This is a genomic window from Arcicella sp. GW821-FHT09D11 (genome assembly GCF_059416265.1).
In genome coordinates this window covers 187676-207407 of the sequence record NZ_JBWKOV010000008.1, presented here as the reverse complement: position 1 = coordinate 207407, position 19732 = coordinate 187676, and the positions used below count along the sequence as shown (strand labels likewise).

Genomic DNA, 19732 nt, shown 5'->3' with positions numbered 1-19732 from the left:
CAATCACTCAATCACTCAATCACTCAATCACTCAATCACTCAATCACTCAATCACTCAATCACTCAATCACTCAATATTTAAATAAAAACATGGATTTTCAGCGTTATAATCGTCAGATAATTTTACCAGAAATTGGGTTAGCAGGACAACAACAACTCAATGATGCCAAAGTATTGGTCATTGGTGCTGGAGGATTGGGGTGCCCAATTTTACAATATTTAGTAGCAGCAGGGATAGGAAATATTGGAATTGTTGATGCTGACGTGGTTTCAATGTCTAATCTTCAAAGGCAAATATTGTATACTACTGCCGATATTGACAAAAAGAAAGTAGTAGTAGCCAAAGAACGTTTACTGGCGATTAATCCCAACGTTAATATTCAAATTTTTCCAGTTAACCTCAGTGCAGACAATGCCCTTGAACTCTTTGCTAAGTATGGTATTATTGTAGATGGGTCGGATAATTTTGCCACACGCTATTTAGTCAATGATGCTGCTGTGATATTGAATAAACCATTTGTATCTGGCTCAATCTTTAAGTTTGAAGGTCAGGTATCTGTGTTCAATTTTCAAGATGGGCCTACCTATCGCTGTTTATATGCTGAACCACCCACCGCTGGGAGTGTACCTAATTGTGCTGAAATAGGTGTAATAGGCACATTAGCAGGCATTATCGGAACGATGCAAGCAGCAGAAGTGATTAAAATGATTGCAGGGGCGGGGGAGGTATTGTCAGGGAAATTATTAATGTTTGATATGCTTACGATGCGTTCTCAAATCATTAAATTCAAGGCCATTCCTGAGAATAAACATATCAAAGAGTTGGTCGATTATCAAATTTTATGTGGTGATTTTCCCGTTGAAAATAGTAATGTAATTGATATTCCAACATTAGAAAAATGGATTGAGGAACAACGAGATTTTCAATTGATTGATGTAAGAAACCCATATGAATTTGAAAGGGATAATATTGGTGGGATTAATATTCCCTTAGATGATTTATTAGAAAACATTGATGAAATAAATTTAGAAAAAACAATTATTTTCTGTTGTCAGACAGGTCTAAGAAGTGCCAAAGCCATAGAATTATTAAAATCAGTCAGCATTGAGGGAACATTTTTGAACCTAAGAGGAGGAATCTGATACAATAGAAAAAATTATAATATATTATCATTATTTTTTTCAGAATAATTTGAATACAAGAAATAAATATGCTAAATTTCAACAACGAAATGAGTTATTCTGCGAACAAACAAACATTGACTTATAAATCGATGTTTTAGGTTATAAGAAAAACAAAAAAGTCGAAACTAAAATAGTATCGACTTTAAACATTAACCATTTTTATTTTTTAAATATTCTTAAAATTTCCGAAGAAATTATCTAGTTCTTTATCTTACAAGTTTCAAAAATCTTGTAAAGATACTTATTTTTTAATTACTTATTTTTTCAAGTCTATCATAAACTTCTAAGCAAGCTCGAACATTATGATAGGGACATTTCCAAAAACCAGCTTTGTCTTGATAAGGCATTGGTTTATTTTGTTCACCTGCTACACCCCAATACCATTCCCCTTTCGGCGTAATTAAATACGCTTTTATAAACTCCCAGCTTTTGATAGATTGTTGAAGATATTTCGGATTTTTAGATAATTGAAAGGCATTCAAATAACCAACCATCGCTTCTGCCTGTACCCACCAGTGTTTATTAGTATCATGATGCTCTCCTTCAGACTCATAAGATAAGCCTCCATCTCCTTGTAATCCTTTTCCTACAGCATCAGTAATTTTAAGGGAAATTTTGTGTACTTCATTCAATAAATTTTCGTCACCAAGCACTTCAGTTGCCTCATACAAAAGCCAAGAAGCTTCAATATCATGTCCATAAGAAATGATGTGAGATTTCACCGTCCAGTCATCGTCATGAAATAAATATTGATGACCCGTCTTAGTATCAACGATATACTGGATAAATACTTCAATCAGTGCTTTTAACTGGTTTTTAAGCAAATTATTGTCCCAAACCTTTAATAAATTTGCATAAGCCTCCATAATATGTAAATGAGTATTCATTGATTTTTTCTCATTAGCATCTTTTTGGCTCAATTTTAAATCTTCAATAGGTTGCCAGTCCTGAGCCAAAGCTTCTAAATAACCACCATATATTTTATCAAAACTATGGGTTTCTATGATATTAAATAGTGCTATCGCCCAATCAAGTACTTCTTGATGTTGAGTGACTTTGTAGTATTCACTCAGTCCATAAATTACAAAAGCCTGTCCGTAAATTTGTTTACGTGTATTCAGCGGATTTCCTTTAAAATCTACTGACCAATATACGCCGCCAAAGGTTTTATCGCTAAAATAATGTCTCAAATATTCATAAGCCCTTGTGGCAGTTGATAAATACGCTGGTCGAGGATTATGACGATACGCTGCTGAGAAAGTCCATAAAATACGAGCATTCAATACAGAACCTTTTTCGGTATTGGCTACTACTTCATCATTTTCGTCAATTTGTCCATAAAAACCACCAAATTCATCATCAATAGTATTATTAAGCCAATAATCTAAAATATTTTCTATTTCCTGATTTACTTCCTTTTGGTATGTTTCGTTGTTCATTTGCATGGAATTTCATGTGAATAAAAAATGTCATGAAGAACGAATCCTTCATGACGACTTAATATTGAAGCTGTTTAAACTTTCCCTTTCGGGTTAAACTAAGTCTTTCAGAATAGCTTGTCCCAAAATTTACTCAACGTAGCGATGCTATGCTTCGCAAATTTTGAAAAAATCAATTCAAAAATACAATACTTTCACCTCAGAAACGGAAAGTTTAAACAGCTTCAGAATTATAAATTTTGAGAGTGAATAAAATTATTAGAGTGTTTCAGCAAACTGCTGTGATTGTGCATACGATTTATTTTTTTTAATAATCTCATAAATGCTCTCTACAGACGTAGCCGAACGAAAACCATCTGCTGGCGTATTAACTACATAATCCAATAATTTATCAAGCGTTGAAGTAGCCACGTGCATACGTGTATCTGAAGAAGCATAATAAATAAATACCTGTCCATCATCATCTAAAATCCAACCGTTAGCAAAGATAACATTTGATACATCCCCGACTCTTTCGATGCCTTCGGGAGCAATAAAATAACCAGCAGGTTTATAAATTACTTTAGTAAGATTATTCAAATCTGTCATAAAAACGTATAATACATAGCGTAACCCAGCCGCAGTATTACGAACACCATGAGCCAAATGTAACCAACCCAGAGAGGTTTTAATAGGTGCAGGTCCTTGTCCATTTTTCACTTCGTAAACCGTATGATAATGTTTCTCATCAACGATATATTCTTTTTCGACGATGGCATCTTCCATTGTATCAGCATAGCCAAAGCCAATTCCTCCACCAGTTCCTGCTTCAATAAACCCATCTTGTGGGCGAGTATAGAAAGCATATTTGCCGTTGACAAATTCAGGGTGCAATACTACATTTCTTTGTTGAGGTGAAGGCGTTTTTAAATCAGGAAGACGTTCCCAATTGATTAAATCTTTCGTACGAGCCATGCCAGCTTGAGCTACTGCCGAAGACTCATCGCCAATTTTAGCATCAGGGTCTTTGCGTTCTGTACAAAAAAGACCATAAATCCATCCATCTTCATGCGCCACCAAACGCATATCATACACATTGCCATCAGGTACATCTGTTTCAGGCATATTGATAGGAAACTCCCAAAAACGGAAATTATCAATACCATTTGGACTTTCGGCGATGGCAAAGAAAGATTTTCTATCTATTCCTTCCACTCTTACAGCCAATATATATTTATCATTCCATTTAATAGCACCTGCATTAAAGGTAGCATTAATGCCAAAACGCTCCATTAAATAGGGATTCGTAGCAGGATTGAGGTCATAACGCCAAGTAATAGGTGCGTGCTGTGCCGTAAGCACAGGGTTTTGGTAGCGCTCATAAATTCCGTTTCCTAAGTCTACTTGCTGATTAGGCTTGGTCACTAACGATTCATAATGATTATTTAAAGCTTGTAATCTTTTTTCAAATGTATTCATGCTGTTTATAAATGTAAGATTGAAATACTTTTTTAATCATTAGGGAGTTTCTTATACCAAGTTTTCCAAAGTATAAAAGCGCATATTCCTAAAATAAGGGCAGCTATTCCTACATGCATGGGCATTAATAAAACCACATACACAGGTAAGGCTGTAATCGCTGTTTGTGCAATTGTACCAACCAGTACATTAAACATATCTGATTTGAATTCATGATTAGCTTCAAACGTTGGGTCTTCTGCTTTTACTAGCGCATCAATTGGTTCCCAAAAACCCCATGGACGGATATTTTTATAGAAACTTTTGAGTACTTCTGCATCAGTAGCTGGTGTTAATAATGAACCAGCTACCGACCCAATAATTGATAATAATAAGATAATTGGAAAATAGTAAAGCGGTAAGGCATCTGTAAAAATGGTTGGAAGAATCATTGACGAAGCAATGCCTGCAAACATTCCCCAGAAAAAACCATAACTATTAAAACGCCACCAGTGCCATTTCAACACATTGGCAGCGATATAGCCCCCATAAAGGGCTGAAACAATCCATTGAAGAATACTATTGACATCTTTGGCAAAAAAGCCTAGCATAATACTGATGAAAACCACCGTTAAACCAGATAAGTAATTCATCTTTGATACCTGCTTATTAGTGGCATTCGGGTTAATCGATTTTAAATAAATATCATTCACCATGTATGCCTGAGCCGCATTGAATGTCCCTGCGAATGTCCCCATAAATGCCCCCATTAAACCCACTAAGATTAAACCTAATAAGCCCGACGGAATAAAGGTATTCAACGCAGCAGGTAAAATTCTTTCAAAATCGCTGCCTGTTGCGGTTGAAATATTGATGTCTTTGAAGAACAATAAACCTAACACAGTAATGCCAATGATTAATAAATAACGCGTTGGTAACAGCACTACGTTTACAATCATACTCATTAAAGCAGCTTCTCGTGGCGATTTTGTTGAAAGAACTTTCTGCATATCATAGTTTGGTGCTGGGCCTGCCAAACTTGACAAGATTCCTTTCGCTGTCATTAGCGCAAAGAAATACCCGAATGGAGAAAACCCATCGCTAGCAATCTTAGTATTTACTTCATCGATAATTCCCGACCAATCCAAATTCAATTCTTTACCAAAAAATATATCATCCCAACCCTTTGGTACAATCAGCAAGTGAGTGGATAAGGCTTGCATGGCAATAATGGCTACGGCAAAAGACACAAACACCATGATGATATAGTGAATCAAGTCTGCCCAAACAATACTTTTCATACCACCCAATAAAGAGTAAAATACGGTAAATAAGGTAAAAATGATGCCATAAAGATGCGCTACATATTCGGGAGCTATATCAAAAGGAAAGTAGCCTTTTACAACATTCCAAGGAATAAAAATTTCAATGAATTTACCTAACCCAATAAACCCATAAGCCATAAAACCTAAACAGCACAAAAGAGCAAAAGCAATGATAATTTTATGGGAAAGCTGAGCATCTTTATTTGTTCCAAAGCGAGTAAGCATCCATTCGGCACCCGTTGATACATTAGAACGACGCAACCAAATAGACATATAAACCATCATGAAAATCTGGTTGAAAACAGGCCAAAGCCAAGGCAACCAAATACTTTTTACACCATAAATAAACATGATTGCCACCATCCAAGCCGTACCCGAAATATCAAACATTCCGGAAGCATTAGAAACGCCTAACATCCAGTAAGGCATTGATTTACCCCCTAATAAATAATCATTTTTACTACGCTGTGCCTGTTTTTTTAATACAATTCCAATCGCTGAAACTAATATTAAATAGGCGATAATGACGATAATGTCTAATAATTGAATTTTCATTTAAGGTTTTTTTACAAATATTTCAGTAGTAATGGTTATTTATAAAGGTTAGCTTTTTTCTTGAAAATATGTTTTGCTTCGTGTGCGATAGCATAAAAAATGCTTTTATAATTTATAATACAAAATTGACAGTTTTTGTGGTGAAACTGTTAATACTTTTTTATCAATTGCTTATATTAAATCTACTTTTATGCGATTTTTGAAGATATTTTGCAGAAAAATATAAATTAAGTATTACTAAATATTGTATTATTGTTAAATGGAGACTTTGTATTTTTCGTAGAGAAAGGCGTATTATTTTATCATTAAAAAAGAAATCCCTTCTAAGTGGCGAGCTTACTTAAAAGGGATTATTTGATTTATTCAAATTTAGTATTGATTGTCATTCCTGACCAAGTATCTGTCCTAAATGAATTAGCAGGTAAGCCTTCTGAGTTAAACAGATTGGCATCCATTGGTGAATCTGCCCAAGCATATCGTACTGAAATAGGCTTTAAGCCTTTTGGGTGATAAACAATTACTTTGTTGTCTACAACTTCTGCTTTAGCGTAATAAAACACTTTGTCTTCCCCTGCAATTTCAAAGCCTTTTAGGTATCCAAATTTGTCTTGAATGACTAATCCTTTTGCAATGTTTTTGAAAGAAACTATTGCTTTACCATCTTGATAGCTAACAGATTCAAACATAGGAGAGTTGTATTCAATATTTTGCCCGAAATCTTTTTTCAAGGCATTTATTGCCAAACGATGTCCCACATCCTGTTTGTTTGTTGGGTGAATATCATTCGGATTCCCAATATCTGTAATGACAGCCATTCCTGTTTTAGGAAGTGATAATGTCATCGTTTGGGCTTCTCTTAATTCTGCCCAATTGCTACCTTGATTACTATTTTGATAAGGACCATAATTGGCTAACTGAACGAAATAAAAAGAAAAATCATCATTCCATTTTTTACGCCAATCTTCTATCATCAATGGAAAACTCTGGCGGTATTGGTAAGCTCTGCCAGTGTTAGCTTCGCCCTGATACCACAATGAACCACGAATAGCAAAGGGAACAAGAGGGGCTATCATGCCATTATAAATCGTCGTGCCCACATTGTTACTAGAATGCACGTACTCATGTTTTCCCGCAAAAGATGGCATCAATCTCCAGCCTGTTGCAATGCTGATTTTTTGTTTGCCAGCTTCTACATACAAATCAGTAGCAGAACCTATTAGTCCTAGACCCATCCAAGGAAGGCTTTGCATATTCCCGAATTTTATCATTAATTGGTTGGTTCCAGTTTGCCAAGTATTAGCAGGTATAGTAATCTTACGAACACCCTTAATGACACCCTGTGAAACCAATTTACCATTAATATAAATCTCATTATAACTATCGTTTTCTGCTAATGCTAAAGTTGTTTCGGTTGAAACAGCTTCTTCTGGCACTTCAATAGTACGAGCCATGTAACCATCTCCACGATAAGCCCAAATGCCTTTCCAGTCCCATTGTCCCATTGGACTATCCGCATAAAGCCATTTAGAAATATCATAATTCGCTGTTAAATATTTCTTTTCGTCGTCAACGCTTGGGTTGATATTACTGCCTAATAATTGCTTTTGTACTTTCTGGTCATGCGCATAGTCGGCATCTTTCCAGTTGCTAGGCAAGTGTTGAGCATAGCTTTTTAGTTCGTCATTATTTAACATTCCTTCCTTGCTAATCCAGCCTTCCACCTGCGACCCTCCCCACGAAGAATGTAATAAACCAACCGGAATGTTTAATTTTTGATATAACTCACGAGCAAAGAAAAATCCGATTGCCGTAAAGTTTCCAACGGTTTCTGGCGAGGCTACTTTCCATTCACCCGTCTTTAAATCTGCTTGTGGGTCAATCGTCACTTCATGTTCTACATAGAAATGCCTGATTTTTGGATAATCAGCATTTTTCTTTTCTTCATTAAAATTATTAGCTTGAGAAACTCTCCATTCCATGTTCGATTGCCCTGAACATAGCCATACTTCGCCAATTAAAATGTCATTTACACTAACACTCCCAGATTTGGCCGTAGCAGTCATTTTAAAAGGCCCGCCAGCTTCAAGCGGAGTAAATTTTACCATCCATTTTCCAGTAGGATCAGCCTTAGTATTTTGAGATTGCCCAGCCAAAGTAACATTTACTTTTTCATTGGCATTAGCCCAGCCCCATACAGGAATAGGTTTTTGTCGTTGTAATACTACATGGTCAGAGAAAAGTCGTGCTAATTTTACTTGACCAAAACAAGTGACAGAAATAAGTGACAAACAGATAAAAAGTATTTTTTTCATAAAGAGAGTGAATAGTTTTTTGATTTACCGAAATTAAGAGAAAGTAATCGTAAAGTTGTCCTATTTAATCAGGAAAAAAAACAAAGTAATAGGCTTTCAGTTCATTGCTACTTCTTCTATGCCATGGCTAATTGCATTATTTAAGAAAGGCTCGGAAGATAAATGAGTAGATGTGATTATTTCAATTCTTTTTTACCAAGGATAGAGTAAATCAATTTCAACCTCATTTTTACTAATAAATAAGTCTATGAAAATAATACTATTGTGTAGTTTGATGTTTGTTAGTTCCTTCGCTATTGCTCAAGATACTTTTGTAGCCAATATGGATGAAAGTAAAGTGAATACTTTCACCCTTCCGAATCCATTGTTAAAATCGGATGGAACATTGATTAGTACTAAAAAGGATTGGGAGCATTATCGAGGATATTGGCTATCACAATTTCAGAACGTGATGTATGGAAAAATGCCATTGCGTAAAATCAAACAGAGTAGCCAGCTTATTTCTAAACATGAAATCATGGATGGAAAAGCTATTCAGTACGTCTGGAAAGTTACTTTTGAAGGGAAATATAGCGTTACAGTTTTGGGAGTATTACCTAATACAAAAACAAAAGTACCTGTATTTTTAGGACTTAATTTCTGTGGCAATCAAACCACAAGTTTTAATGAGGATATTCCTGTTTTTGAAAAGTATGTTGTGTGTAACGATGAACTCAAATATAGAAACCATGTTGCTCAGCCTGTTTCACGAGGGACGTGGATTTCGCTTTGGCAATTTGAAAAAGTTATCCAAGCGGGTTATGGTAGCATCACGGTAGCTTGTGGAGATTTTGAAGAAGATAATACAGAAGGCTATAAAAATGGTGTAAGAACCTTGCTGGCTAGTGAATTAGGCTTACAGCCAGAAGAATGGTCAGCGAATGGCGCATGGGGTTGGGGACTAAGTAGGGTAGTAGACCTTCTTGAAAATGTACCCGAGGTTGATGCTAAGAAAATTATTTTGCATGGGCATTCTCGTTTGGCAAAGGCCGCGCTTTGGGCAGGAGCAAATGACAGACGATTTGCGGCGATTGTCTCCAATCAATCTGGTGAAGGTGGAGCGGCTTTGACCAGAAGAAACTATGGCGAAAACTTGTGGCGAATCACTAATAAATTTCCTCATTGGTTTTTAGGTTCTTATAAAAACTTTGCTGACAAAGAAAATGATTTGCCGTTTGACCAACACATTCTTTTGGGTTTAATGGCTCCGCGACCATTGTATGTAGCAAGTGCTATGGGCGACCAATGGTCTGACCCGAAAGGTGAATTTTTGAGTGCTGAAGCGACTGAGCCAATCTATCATTTATACAATAAAATTGGATTAGACAATGCTCCTTTTCCTCCTTTAAATACACCAATTGGCAAGCAGGTTCGCTATCATATTAGAGAAGGGAAACATGATATGACAGCCTATGATTGGGAACAATACATTGTTTTCGCTAATGAACTAGTAAAGTAAATGAGCTATGAAATCTTAAATATAATTTTGGATTTTATCAAGATAATTTTAGAGATTATCTTGTCTTAACATTGTTAAATATAACGAATATAGTATTTCAGAAGAAGAAATTTAAACAATGAAAGACGTGATATTCTTTAATAATATAGGATTAAATACAATGAGATAGCTTTTTTTTAATTTTTATTATAAAATTAATGTTATCGTTACAATTGAATATAAAAAATAAAATATATATAGAATATCATAACTTATTTTGTATAATTGTATTTAACTAATAATTGATAACATAGGAATATATTTTTTTGTTTGATAAATAAAGCATAAATCAAACTTATTCCCCAATATTAATAGGTGTTATCATTACTTTCATCTAACCTAATCTATTAAATATTTTATCATTTATGAATCCAACAAAAAAAAACAATGTAAAGGTAATTGGCAACTTAGACGGGCCAACGATGTTATTCGCACACGGATTTGGTACAGACCAAAATGCTTGGTCTAAAGTTTCAGAGGCCTTTATTTCAAAATACAGAATTATTCTTTTCGACAATGTGGGTGCTGGTAAAGCAGACCCCGAAGCTTTTAGCCCAAATAAATACGATACCCTACAGGCTTATGCCAATGACCTTATTGAAATTTGTGAGGAATACGATGTAAAAGATGCCATTATGATAGGGCATTCAGTTAGTGGAATGGTTAGCTTGCTTACTGCCATTAAAAGACCAGAATTTTTCTCAAAATTAGCCTTAGTAGGCGCTTCACCAAGGTATTTGAATGATACTGGCTATTTAGGAGGTTTTGAACAACAAGACCTAGACTCTCTCTTTGATACAATGGCCAATAATTATTTTGCTTGGGTAAGTGGTTTTTCAGCGGCAGCCATGGGCAATCCAGACAACCCTCAACTAGCAGAAGGCTTTGCAGAAACTTTAAAAGCAATCAGACCAGATATTGCACAATCTGTAGCTCGAGTAATATTCCAGTCTGATTATCGTAAAGAATTATCCAAGTTGAATAAACCTACTTTATTGATACAAGCTAAAGAAGATATTGCTGTACCCATAGATGTGGCATATTATCTGAACAATAATATCGTTGATAGTAAGCTTACTATCGTAAATGCTTACGGTCATTTCCCACACATAAGCGCCCCAAATGAAGTTATTAACGCTGTTGAGCAATTTATTTAATTATTTTGGACAAGCAAATTGACTGGACTTATGAAGCTGTTAATTTTTTAACAGGTCTTTATCCAATAAAAAAAGAAAAGAACTTTCAAGTTATTTATGCACAAGCTACCAATCTTATCAAAAAGCATGCTCATGCCGAAGCGGCTGCTTTTGTTAGGATGGAAGATAACCTTACTGTGCGTGCACAGTTTAATACATCCAAGCATTTTTTAAGTAACTTTATCAATGCTGAATTAGTATTAAGGCTTGTAGAAGATAATGAAATTGTTTTTGACATAGACAATTCTTTCTCAAAAGAAGAAGGAGAGGATGTCATATTTATTCCTTTGAATGAATCGGGATTCAGAGGAGGCGTTATCTTATTGGTTAAAGATGACCGTAAGTATGATGATTTGTTCTTAGCATTTTTAAACCATGCTTTGGTGGGTCTTAAAGATACCACTTTTATTATCCAGAATTATTTTCTAATTGAAGAGCTTACAACTCGTTTTAATGCTATTCTAGAAACTATTCCGCAAGGAGTAGTATTTGTAGATGATCTTGGAAAAGGTGGTTGGGTTAATAGTCAAGCCGCGGAGATACTGAAGATTCCAAAGGATGATAACAAGCCAATTGTTATTGCGGAGGCAATGCAAAAATTAAGAGATAGTGCTGCAAACAAAGATGAAATCATCAAAGAGGGAATCAGGTTGTTTAGTTTGCCCGGACAGAAAATCAATTATTGGAAATGGATATTTGGTGACCCTGTAACTTTTGTGCTGAGTGTTTCGTGTGTACCAACGATTTCTCAAAATATCAAAGGTCGTTTATGGGTATTTGCTGATGTTACCTTCCAACATTTGGCTAATGAACAACTGTTAGAGTTAAATACTGAATTAGCAGAAAAAAGAATCATTGCTGAAGAACAAAATAAAGCAAAGTCTGACTTTCTTGCGAATATGAGCCATGAAATACGTACGCCAATGAATGGCGTAATCGGTATGGCAAGCTTATTAGTAAATACTGAATTAAGCGAAGAACAAATTGACTACGTAGAGACTATACGTATCAGTGGCGAGGCACTTATTGCTATCATTAATGATATTCTTGATTTCTCTAAGATTGAATCGGGTAAAATAGAGTTAGAAAGTAAACCATTCTATATTAACAATGTCATTGAAGAAACATACGATTTACTTTCTGTAAATGCCAATGACAAAGGCCTTGATTTGCTTTATTATATTGAGCCTGATGTACCATTAGAAATCAAGGGAGATATTACACGGCTCAGACAAATAATGATTAACCTAGTAAACAATGGTATAAAGTTTACTGCTAAAGGTGAAATTCAAGTGAGTGTTAAAAATATAGGCGTTGATGAGGAAGGTTTTTATAACTTAGAATTTTCAGTAAGAGATACAGGCATCGGTATTCCTCAGGATAAATATTATAAATTGTTTGAGAGTTTTTCACAAGTAGATTCTTCAACTACTCGTAAATATGGTGGTACTGGTCTTGGTTTAGCAATCAGTCAGCGATTGGTATCGCTGATGGGAGGGAGCATACGTGTAGAAAGCGAAGTAGGCAAAGGCTCGTCGTTTATCTTTAATATCAAAGTAGAAGCCAACAGAGACGTTAAAAAATATAAAGCCAATCCAAACGTAGAAATGGTTTCATTGAAAGGTAAACGTATCTTGATATTGGATGATAATAAAACTAATCTAAAGATTCTTAAGACGCAATGTAATATTTGGGGGATGGATGCTACAACCTTCGAGCATTACGAAGATGCATTAGCATCCATAGAAAAAGTTAACTATGATTTAGTAATTATCGATATGCTGATGCCTGGGAAGGATGGTATTGAAGTGACCAAGATTATCAAAGAATTACGGAAAGATTTGCCTGTTATTTTATTTAGTTCTTCAGGAAACCACAATATGCTATCGTTGGATGATAACACAAAACTGTTTGAGTCTATCTTAAATAAACCTACGCGCCATAGCCATATCTTAAAAGCGATTAATGGGGTTTTGAATAACACCGTAAAGTCAACTGTGAAAACTACGGTTAATGCTGACACTACAAATTTGTCGTTGCCTATTAATATACTTATTGCCGAGGATGATTCTATTAATCAAAAATTGTTAACAAGGGTATTAGAAAAGCTCGGATATTCGGCTGATGTGGTAGAAAATGGCATCGAGGTACTCAAAGCCATGGAGAAAAAGAAATATCATCTAATATTTATGGACGTAATGATGCCTGAAATGGATGGTTTTGAAACGACTAGGAATATCGTAAAGCTATATCCTAAAAGTGCTAGACCTCTTATTATTACAGCCACAGCCAATGCTTTATCAGATGATCGTGAAAAAGCGATACTTGCAGGGATGGATGATTATATTAGTAAGCCATTTAAAATGCAAGACGTGCAAGATAAAATAGAAAAATGGAAAGAAATTTTGCTTGCAAAAATATAATTAATAGAGGCTGTCTCAAATAAAAATAAAACCAAAGAATATTTGGAATTTTTCATATTTGAGACAGCCTCTTTAGAATGCCTACTTGGTAATATAATTTATCATCCAATTAATACCAAATTTGTCAGTAAAACTACCAAAATAAGCACCCCAAAACATATCCTGTAATGGCATCGAAATATTTCCTTCTGCTGAAAGTTCCTCAAAAATTCTAGTAGCCTCTTCTCTTGTGTCTGGCTCAATGCTGATATGCATATTGTTCCCTTGTGTGACAGTAAAGCCCATTTCTTTAGGTGCATCCGTTCCCATTAAAATATGATTTCCCGTAATCGGTAATTCAATATGCAATACCATTTTCTTTAAAGTTTCGTCAACTGGTGGATGGTCAGCGTCTTGTGGCAAATCACCGAATCTTTGAATACCGTTGCCTGAAAATTCAGTTTTGAAAACAGATTGATAGAATTTAAAAGCCTCCTCGGTATTCCCTGGGAAGTTTAAATATGTACAAACTCTTGCAGCGTTATTGATTTTGAGTTCATTTCTGAGTTTAAACTGAGCTTCAATGTATTGGTCAAGGTTGCCAAGAGCCATTGTGAAGCCTTCTTTAAAGCCCATTTCAATTATTTTCTCAAGGTCGGCAAGGTCTTCATGCTGAATGGTAATTTCTACTGTTGTGGTATCACCATTTTCAGTAAAAACATTTGTCCAAAGCGAACGAGGAAATTCATTATTGATGTTGCCTTCTTCGTCACAGAAAGCATCAAGTGCTGTATAGCTTTTTAAAGTATCTATTTTCTGATAGTCTGCTCTACACCAATGTGCTAAGTTTTCAGGTGAAAGCATCGCATAAAGCCATGTGCCACCTACCTTAAAATCCATTGATTTTGTTTCAACCCTGTAAGGTTTAGGTGCCCACCAAAGATCAAGCAATGCTGGATTGGTCCAAGCATCCCAAACAAGGTTAAGATTTGCTGCAAACTCTCTTTTTACATGTACGGTCTTGTTTTCCTTGTTGACTGAAAAGTCAAAAAATAAATTCGTTGTCATTGTTCAATATTTTTTAGCGTTGTTAATACGTCATCAAGTTGATTAAATCGGTTTTCCCAAATCATTCTGAATTGATTAAGCCATTTGTCAATTTCTTGCATTTTGTCTACTTGGAGTTGATAGTAAATTTCTCGCCCTTGTTGATTTTGTTTAACAATTTCACATTCTGTCAGAATACGTAAATGCTTTGATATTGCCTGTCGTGAAGTATCAAAGTGTTCAGCTATAGCATTAGGTGTCATTGCCTGCAAAGCAATGAGGGCAATAATTGCACGTCTAGTAGGGTCAGCAATGGCTTGAAAAATGTCTCTTCTCATGTATTTATTTAGTAATGAAACCAATCGGTTGCAAATATATGCGCAACTATTCGGTTTCGCAATGGTTTTTCAAGAAAATTTTATGGAATTGATAAATTACTAGCATTAATTAGTTGACTAGCCGTAGGAAAGCCTACGACCAGTGGTAGACTCCAATATCGACCAACTATTTATTATGTTATAAAGCCCCGTTTTTTACTCTTATCAGTTTACCATTCAATTCATCAGAAAGGATATACAATTTACCCATAGGGCTTTGTACCACTTTCCTTATTCTTAATCGGTCGTTTACAAATAGTTCTTCTGCACTTTTTATCGTTTCGTTTTCAATCGTTAACCGCCATAAACTACCCTTTGATAATCCGCCAACTAGTAAATTATGGTTCCAACTAGCAAATTCCTGACCTGCGTAAAAGTGCAAGCCTGTGGGTGCTACTGTTTGTAACCAAGACCAAGCTGGTTCTGTGTAAATATTCCCGAGAATGGGTTTGGGTGCAAATTCAGCAAAACGATATTTACCTGTTGTTTTCATAGGCCAACCATAATTGCCTCCTGCTTTTAGCACATTTATTTCATCTCCTTGATGTGTACCATGTTCGCTAAACCATATTTTGCCAGTGTTGCTTTCAATTGTTAAGCCTTGTGCCGCTCTTATCCCTATAGCGTATAAGCCAGGCGTTGCTTTATCTCCAAAATAAGGATTATCTTTTGGTATTGTTCCATCAGAATTTATTCGGTAGATTTTCCCTCTTTTATCTTCAATATTTTGAGCGATTGGTATAGTAGGTTCATCTTTTTCAGTAAATAGTCGCTCGCCAATAGTAAAATATAGTTTACCATCATTCCCAAAAAGCATCCCGCCCCCATAGTGTACTCGCTCATAGGTATATGGTTCTGCCACAAAAAGTACCTTAATTTGTTTTAATGACTCGTTTTCGAGTACTGCCCTTATAATTTTGGTAGTTCTTCCTTTTGTTGCAGCTTTGGCAGCATAAGACAGGTAAATAAATTTATTTGTCTTAAAATCAGGGTCAAGCAACACTTCAAATTTGCCAGTGTTATCTCCAAAACCACCAAGACTATCTTCTAAGTCTGTAGGAAAGCCCTGAATTTTGGTTTTTTCTTTATTTAATAAATTTACTTTTACCAAATCACCTTCTTTCTCTGAAATCAAAACTTCATCTTCTGATATAAAAGCAATGCTCCAAGGTCGTTTAAGTCCTTCTAAAATAGTTTCTTTTTCTAACCGAATGGCATTTATATCAAAGGTTTTATGGGGTGTTCGGGTAGATACTTTATCGGCAATAAACCATCCCTCATTAGTTTTCATGAGGTTGAAATAGTCGGTGAACAAATCTCTTGCAGTGCTGATTTCAATTTTTGCACTGCCCATATTATTAGTAATATCTATACTAACTATACGGGTGCTTAAGTTTGCGGGTCGTGCATGAGGTTTGAATAAAGCGAGGTATTGATTTTTTGTAAATTCAATAAACTTTCCATTGCTATAATTTTTCAGATGACACGAAGCATGCATTGCTTTACTCACTTTCGTGGTATCCCCTGTTGCCCACCCATCAAAATATAGTTGTATCGTATTTTCTATCAATTGCCTTTCGGTGGGGCTGTTTTGGGAAAATGCTGAAAAAAAACTGGCAGTTAAACATATCAATAAGACTATTTTTTTCATTTTTAAAAGGATTTTTTGATTAACAAAATGAAACCATTTCATTTCGGTTCTCAAAAATGCCATAGACTTTTAAGATGATGGTATAATAATCTGAATTCAGTAGTACGGTTTTATAAATCTGGAGTATTTGACTGTTGATAAGCACTGGGAGTCATCCCTTTAATTTTTTTGAAAGTAGCAAAAAAAGTTGATTTAGCGTTAAATCCTACTTCATCGCCAATAGCATCTATCGTCAAATTTGTATTTTCCGATAATATCTTACATGCTTCATTGATTCGGTATTCATTCACAAAAAGGGTGAAATTCTTCTCAATATTATCATTTAGAAGTTGAGATAATTGATGACCCGAAACATTGATTTCCTTGGCAAGATCATTAACTTTCAGATTTGGATTTTTAAAGAGTTCTTTCTCTGTCATCACTTTTCTTAAGTTGCGTATTATTAGCTGAGCATCTTCATGATTTAGCTTTTTATCAGCATATTTTTGTGTGGAGAAAGATGATAGGTCGTTTGTTTTTTTGCGGTAAAGCAATATAAATACTACAAAATAAATAATCATTGAAAAATACACAGCCCCATTGATATAACTGCCTTTGGTAATGTTTAAAATTGCCCACACGTAAGATATAAAAAGTATTATTACTGCTGCACAAATGGTCAGTATCCATTTTTCAAAAGGTTTTAAACTTTCTTTACGAGAGATTTTTTTCAGAAGAGGGATTAATAAAAAGACAGAAAGGGCGATGTATATGCACCACTGTGTATAGATAATAGGAATAATGTAGTGTCCCCATAGTTTAGGGAAACCTTGATATGGGTAAATAGAACCTACTACTACAATGATGCAAAACCACGCTATTATTTGCCAAAACCAAGATTTTGGTAAATTTTTAATTTGGCTAATTTCTGATTTTATGAAGAAGTATAAAAATGGTCCTATAAAAAAACAGGCAGTTAATCCAATCTGTAGATATATTTTAGGTAAACTGTAATCAAAGAAATATGCAACCGATTTCCCTATCCTGATGCTCAGTACCATTAACAAAGCACCAAAAAAATAATTAGACGGATTTTTTTTGGATGAAAAAAAGATAAAATAAATACCAATAATGAGTCCGTTAAATGCTCCCAAGGTACTAAAAAAGAATAAAACTTTATCACCAAAGCTCATTATACGATTGTTGTTTTAATAAGGCAAATATTATCTTTCAGCGAGATTCGTCTGCTTTAGCAAAAGCTAAAAGCAAATAAAAGAGTCCGACAACATAAGCCCAATATTAGAGGTAATTGATATAGTATGGTTCGATTGGTTCTGGTAAATCGAACGAAAGATAAAAATGTACGCTGAATGTTCAAACAATTATCTTCTTTCTATTTAAAAAAAGCTTTTACTTGTCTTTTAGAACAAGTAGAAAAGCATTTATCGTAAAATTTTCAAGCATATATCAAGAGCGGGATGGTCTTTTTGCTTTGGGGGCGTAGGAGAGCCGAGCCTACGACCAGTGTCAAAGTGCTAGACGTTTACCTACTTAATTGCTAATTCCCAAGCTTTTCAAGAACTCTGCTCTGTAATTTCCACCGATGGGTATTTCTGTTTTACCAATAAATACCCTGTTTCCTTCAACATGGCTTATTTTGATCTTATTTATCACAAATGACCGATGAAGTCTTAGGAAATTTTGATTGGGCAATAATTCTAAAAAATCACTAAACGTCATGACAGGGAAAATAGTCTGGTTTTCGGAAACAATTAGTACATTATTTCCTTTGGCTTCAGCATAGAGCAAATTGCCAAAATCTACTTTGTGTATTTTTCCATCAGCTTTTATAAAAGTAAAATCTTCTGCGGTTTCTTCTATCGGTTTTATAGAAGGTTGTTTTAATAGCGATAGTTTTTCTTTGACTTTATCAACTGCAATAATAAATCTGTCTAAAGAAAAAGGTTTGAGCAAATAATCTATTGCCGAAAGGTCAAAGGCATCAAGCGCGAATTCCTTGTATGCCGTGGTAAATATGACAGAGGGTGGATTTTTGAGGGTTTTTAAAAATGCTATTCCATCCAAAACAGGCATATTAATATCCAAAAAAAGTAAATCAACCGTTTGACCTTCTAATACTTTCTTAGCCACAAAAACGTTTTCGCAACTCGCCAATAGCTCAATTTCAGGCAAATGGGAACAATATTTTTCTATAATTTGTCGGGCTATAGGTTCATCATCGACAATGAGACATGTTATTTTATTTTCCATTAATCCTAAGTTTTACTTCGTAATTAGTTGCAGTCTGATTGATTTCCAAATCATACTCGCCTTTATATATCAAATCCAACCTTTTTCTTACATTGTCTAGGCCAAACCCACTGTGTTTTTGCTTGTCATTGTACATATTATTATGAGAGTTTACAACCGAAAATAGTATTGAATTTCCCCAAGTTTTTAGGTTTATTTCTATATTTATTTCATTATCCAGACTATTTTTGGAGTGTTTAAAAGCATTTTCTACAAAAACAATCAATAGCATAGGAGCTATTTTAAAAGGTTTTTGAGGGTTTATCTCTTCAAAGTCTGTTTTCAAGTTTAGGCGTTCGCCTAAACGTATTTTTTCAAAATCAATGTAGTTTTTTATATAGTTGATTTCCTCTACCAGTGGCACCATAATATCTTTGGCATCATACACCGAATATCTCAACAAATCTGATAGTTTCAGTAATAAGTTAGGTATTTTTTGATGGTCAGTTAATGACAAACCATACAGGTTATTCAAGGTATTAAACAAAAAATGTGGACTTAGTTGAGACTGAAGAAGCTGTAATTCCGATTGACTATGCAACGCTGTTGTGTTGGCTACGTCTAATTTGTGTTCAGTACGCATGCGTGCGAGCTTTATGAGTAGACCAATCAAGACACTGATAACAAAAAAGATAATCAATGCTATAGCGACAACTAAGAATTCCTGATGAGTGATAAGTGTGTCTATAATGGGCATTAAAGATACTATCAGGGCGAAAGTCAATCCAATCAGCACAATAAATACCAAATTACTGATATGCTTTCTTTGCCACAAACTGGCCAAAAAACGACCTGTAAATACACCTATCAACAACAAAATAGTTGACATTAAGGCTATCTCGTCGTCATTGTTCTTGAAAAAAATATCTGCAAATGCCATAAAGATGGTAAACAAGAGAATTGCAGCTATAAAAGATAGCCCTAGATAATTGCCGATTTTAACGGCTTCTTTTCCAAATATTTTTTCTAAAAAGCTCATT

14 protein-coding genes are annotated in these 19732 nt (G+C 34.9%); 4 read left to right on the top strand and 10 right to left on the bottom strand.

What is annotated here, in order from left to right; all coding sequences use genetic code 11:
• Positions 1–1143, top strand: a 1143-nt coding sequence (gene moeB / locus AC07N0_RS19655) for a molybdopterin-synthase adenylyltransferase MoeB (protein ID WP_494590630.1), incomplete at its 5' end; no start/stop codon positions are given.
• A 290-nt stretch (positions 1144–1433) separates the two neighbouring features.
• On the opposite strand, the gene AC07N0_RS19650 is transcribed toward moeB, so the two are convergent.
• The 4 genes from AC07N0_RS19650 to AC07N0_RS19635 form a co-directional block, all read right to left on the bottom strand.
• On the bottom strand, positions 1434–2624 hold the full coding sequence (locus AC07N0_RS19650) for an AGE family epimerase/isomerase (protein WP_494590629.1): 1191 nt from the start codon (positions 2622–2624) through the stop codon (positions 1434–1436).
• Positions 2625–2882: 258 nt separating this feature from the next.
• The gene (locus AC07N0_RS19645; RefSeq protein WP_494590628.1) at positions 2883–4082 is read right to left on the bottom strand and encodes a glycoside hydrolase family 130 protein; all 1200 of its coding nucleotides are present in this window, start codon (positions 4080–4082) and stop codon (positions 2883–2885) included.
• A gap of 32 nt (positions 4083–4114) precedes the next feature.
• The gene (locus AC07N0_RS19640; protein WP_494590627.1) at positions 4115–5941 is read right to left on the bottom strand and encodes a sodium:solute symporter family protein; all 1827 of its coding nucleotides are present in this window, start codon (positions 5939–5941) and stop codon (positions 4115–4117) included.
• A gap of 359 nt (positions 5942–6300) precedes the next feature.
• Complete coding sequence (locus AC07N0_RS19635) at positions 6301–8253, bottom strand: sialate O-acetylesterase (RefSeq protein ID WP_494590626.1); 1953 nt, start codon at positions 8251–8253, stop codon at positions 6301–6303.
• 247 nt (positions 8254–8500) lie between these two features.
• Between AC07N0_RS19635 and AC07N0_RS19630 the strand changes: the two genes are divergently transcribed.
• From AC07N0_RS19630 to AC07N0_RS19620, 3 genes are all read left to right on the top strand, one after another.
• The gene (locus tag AC07N0_RS19630; RefSeq protein WP_494590625.1) at positions 8501–9751 is read left to right on the top strand and encodes a glucuronyl esterase domain-containing protein; all 1251 of its coding nucleotides are present in this window, start codon (positions 8501–8503) and stop codon (positions 9749–9751) included.
• Between the two features lie 404 nt (positions 9752–10155).
• Complete coding sequence (locus tag AC07N0_RS19625) at positions 10156–10947, top strand: alpha/beta fold hydrolase (RefSeq protein WP_492799111.1); 792 nt, start codon at positions 10156–10158, stop codon at positions 10945–10947.
• Between the two features lie 5 nt (positions 10948–10952).
• Positions 10953–13409 (top strand): hybrid sensor histidine kinase/response regulator, encoded by a 2457-nt coding sequence (locus AC07N0_RS19620; protein ID WP_494590624.1) that lies wholly within the window; start codon positions 10953–10955, stop codon positions 13407–13409.
• An 81-nt stretch (positions 13410–13490) separates the two neighbouring features.
• Here AC07N0_RS19620 and AC07N0_RS19615 read toward each other — a convergent pair whose 3' ends face one another.
• The 6 genes from AC07N0_RS19615 to AC07N0_RS19590 form a co-directional block, all read right to left on the bottom strand.
• Positions 13491–14456 (bottom strand): SRPBCC domain-containing protein, encoded by a 966-nt coding sequence (locus tag AC07N0_RS19615; RefSeq protein WP_494590623.1) that lies wholly within the window; start codon positions 14454–14456, stop codon positions 13491–13493.
• Positions 14453–14773: an ArsR/SmtB family transcription factor gene (locus tag AC07N0_RS19610; RefSeq protein WP_492799114.1), complete on the bottom strand. Its 321-nt coding sequence runs from the start codon at positions 14771–14773 to the stop codon at positions 14453–14455. The genes AC07N0_RS19615 and AC07N0_RS19610 overlap by 4 nt, the downstream gene beginning before the upstream one ends.
• 178 nt (positions 14774–14951) lie before the next feature.
• The gene (locus AC07N0_RS19605) at positions 14952–16463 is read right to left on the bottom strand and encodes a PQQ-dependent sugar dehydrogenase (RefSeq protein ID WP_494590622.1); all 1512 of its coding nucleotides are present in this window, start codon (positions 16461–16463) and stop codon (positions 14952–14954) included.
• A 110-nt stretch (positions 16464–16573) separates the two neighbouring features.
• Positions 16574–17635, bottom strand: coding sequence for a helix-turn-helix domain-containing protein (locus tag AC07N0_RS19600; protein WP_494590621.1), 1062 nt, complete (start codon positions 17633–17635; stop codon positions 16574–16576).
• A 358-nt stretch (positions 17636–17993) separates the two neighbouring features.
• Positions 17994–18713 carry a LytR/AlgR family response regulator transcription factor gene (locus tag AC07N0_RS19595; RefSeq protein ID WP_494590620.1) on the bottom strand — a complete coding sequence of 240 codons (720 nt, stop codon included), beginning with the start codon at positions 18711–18713 and terminating at the stop codon, positions 17994–17996.
• A complete protein-coding gene (locus tag AC07N0_RS19590) occupies positions 18703–19731 on the bottom strand; it encodes a sensor histidine kinase (RefSeq protein ID WP_494590619.1) in 1029 nt (342 codons plus the stop codon). The genes AC07N0_RS19595 and AC07N0_RS19590 overlap by 11 nt, the downstream gene beginning before the upstream one ends.
• Position 19732: the final 1 nt, after the last annotated feature.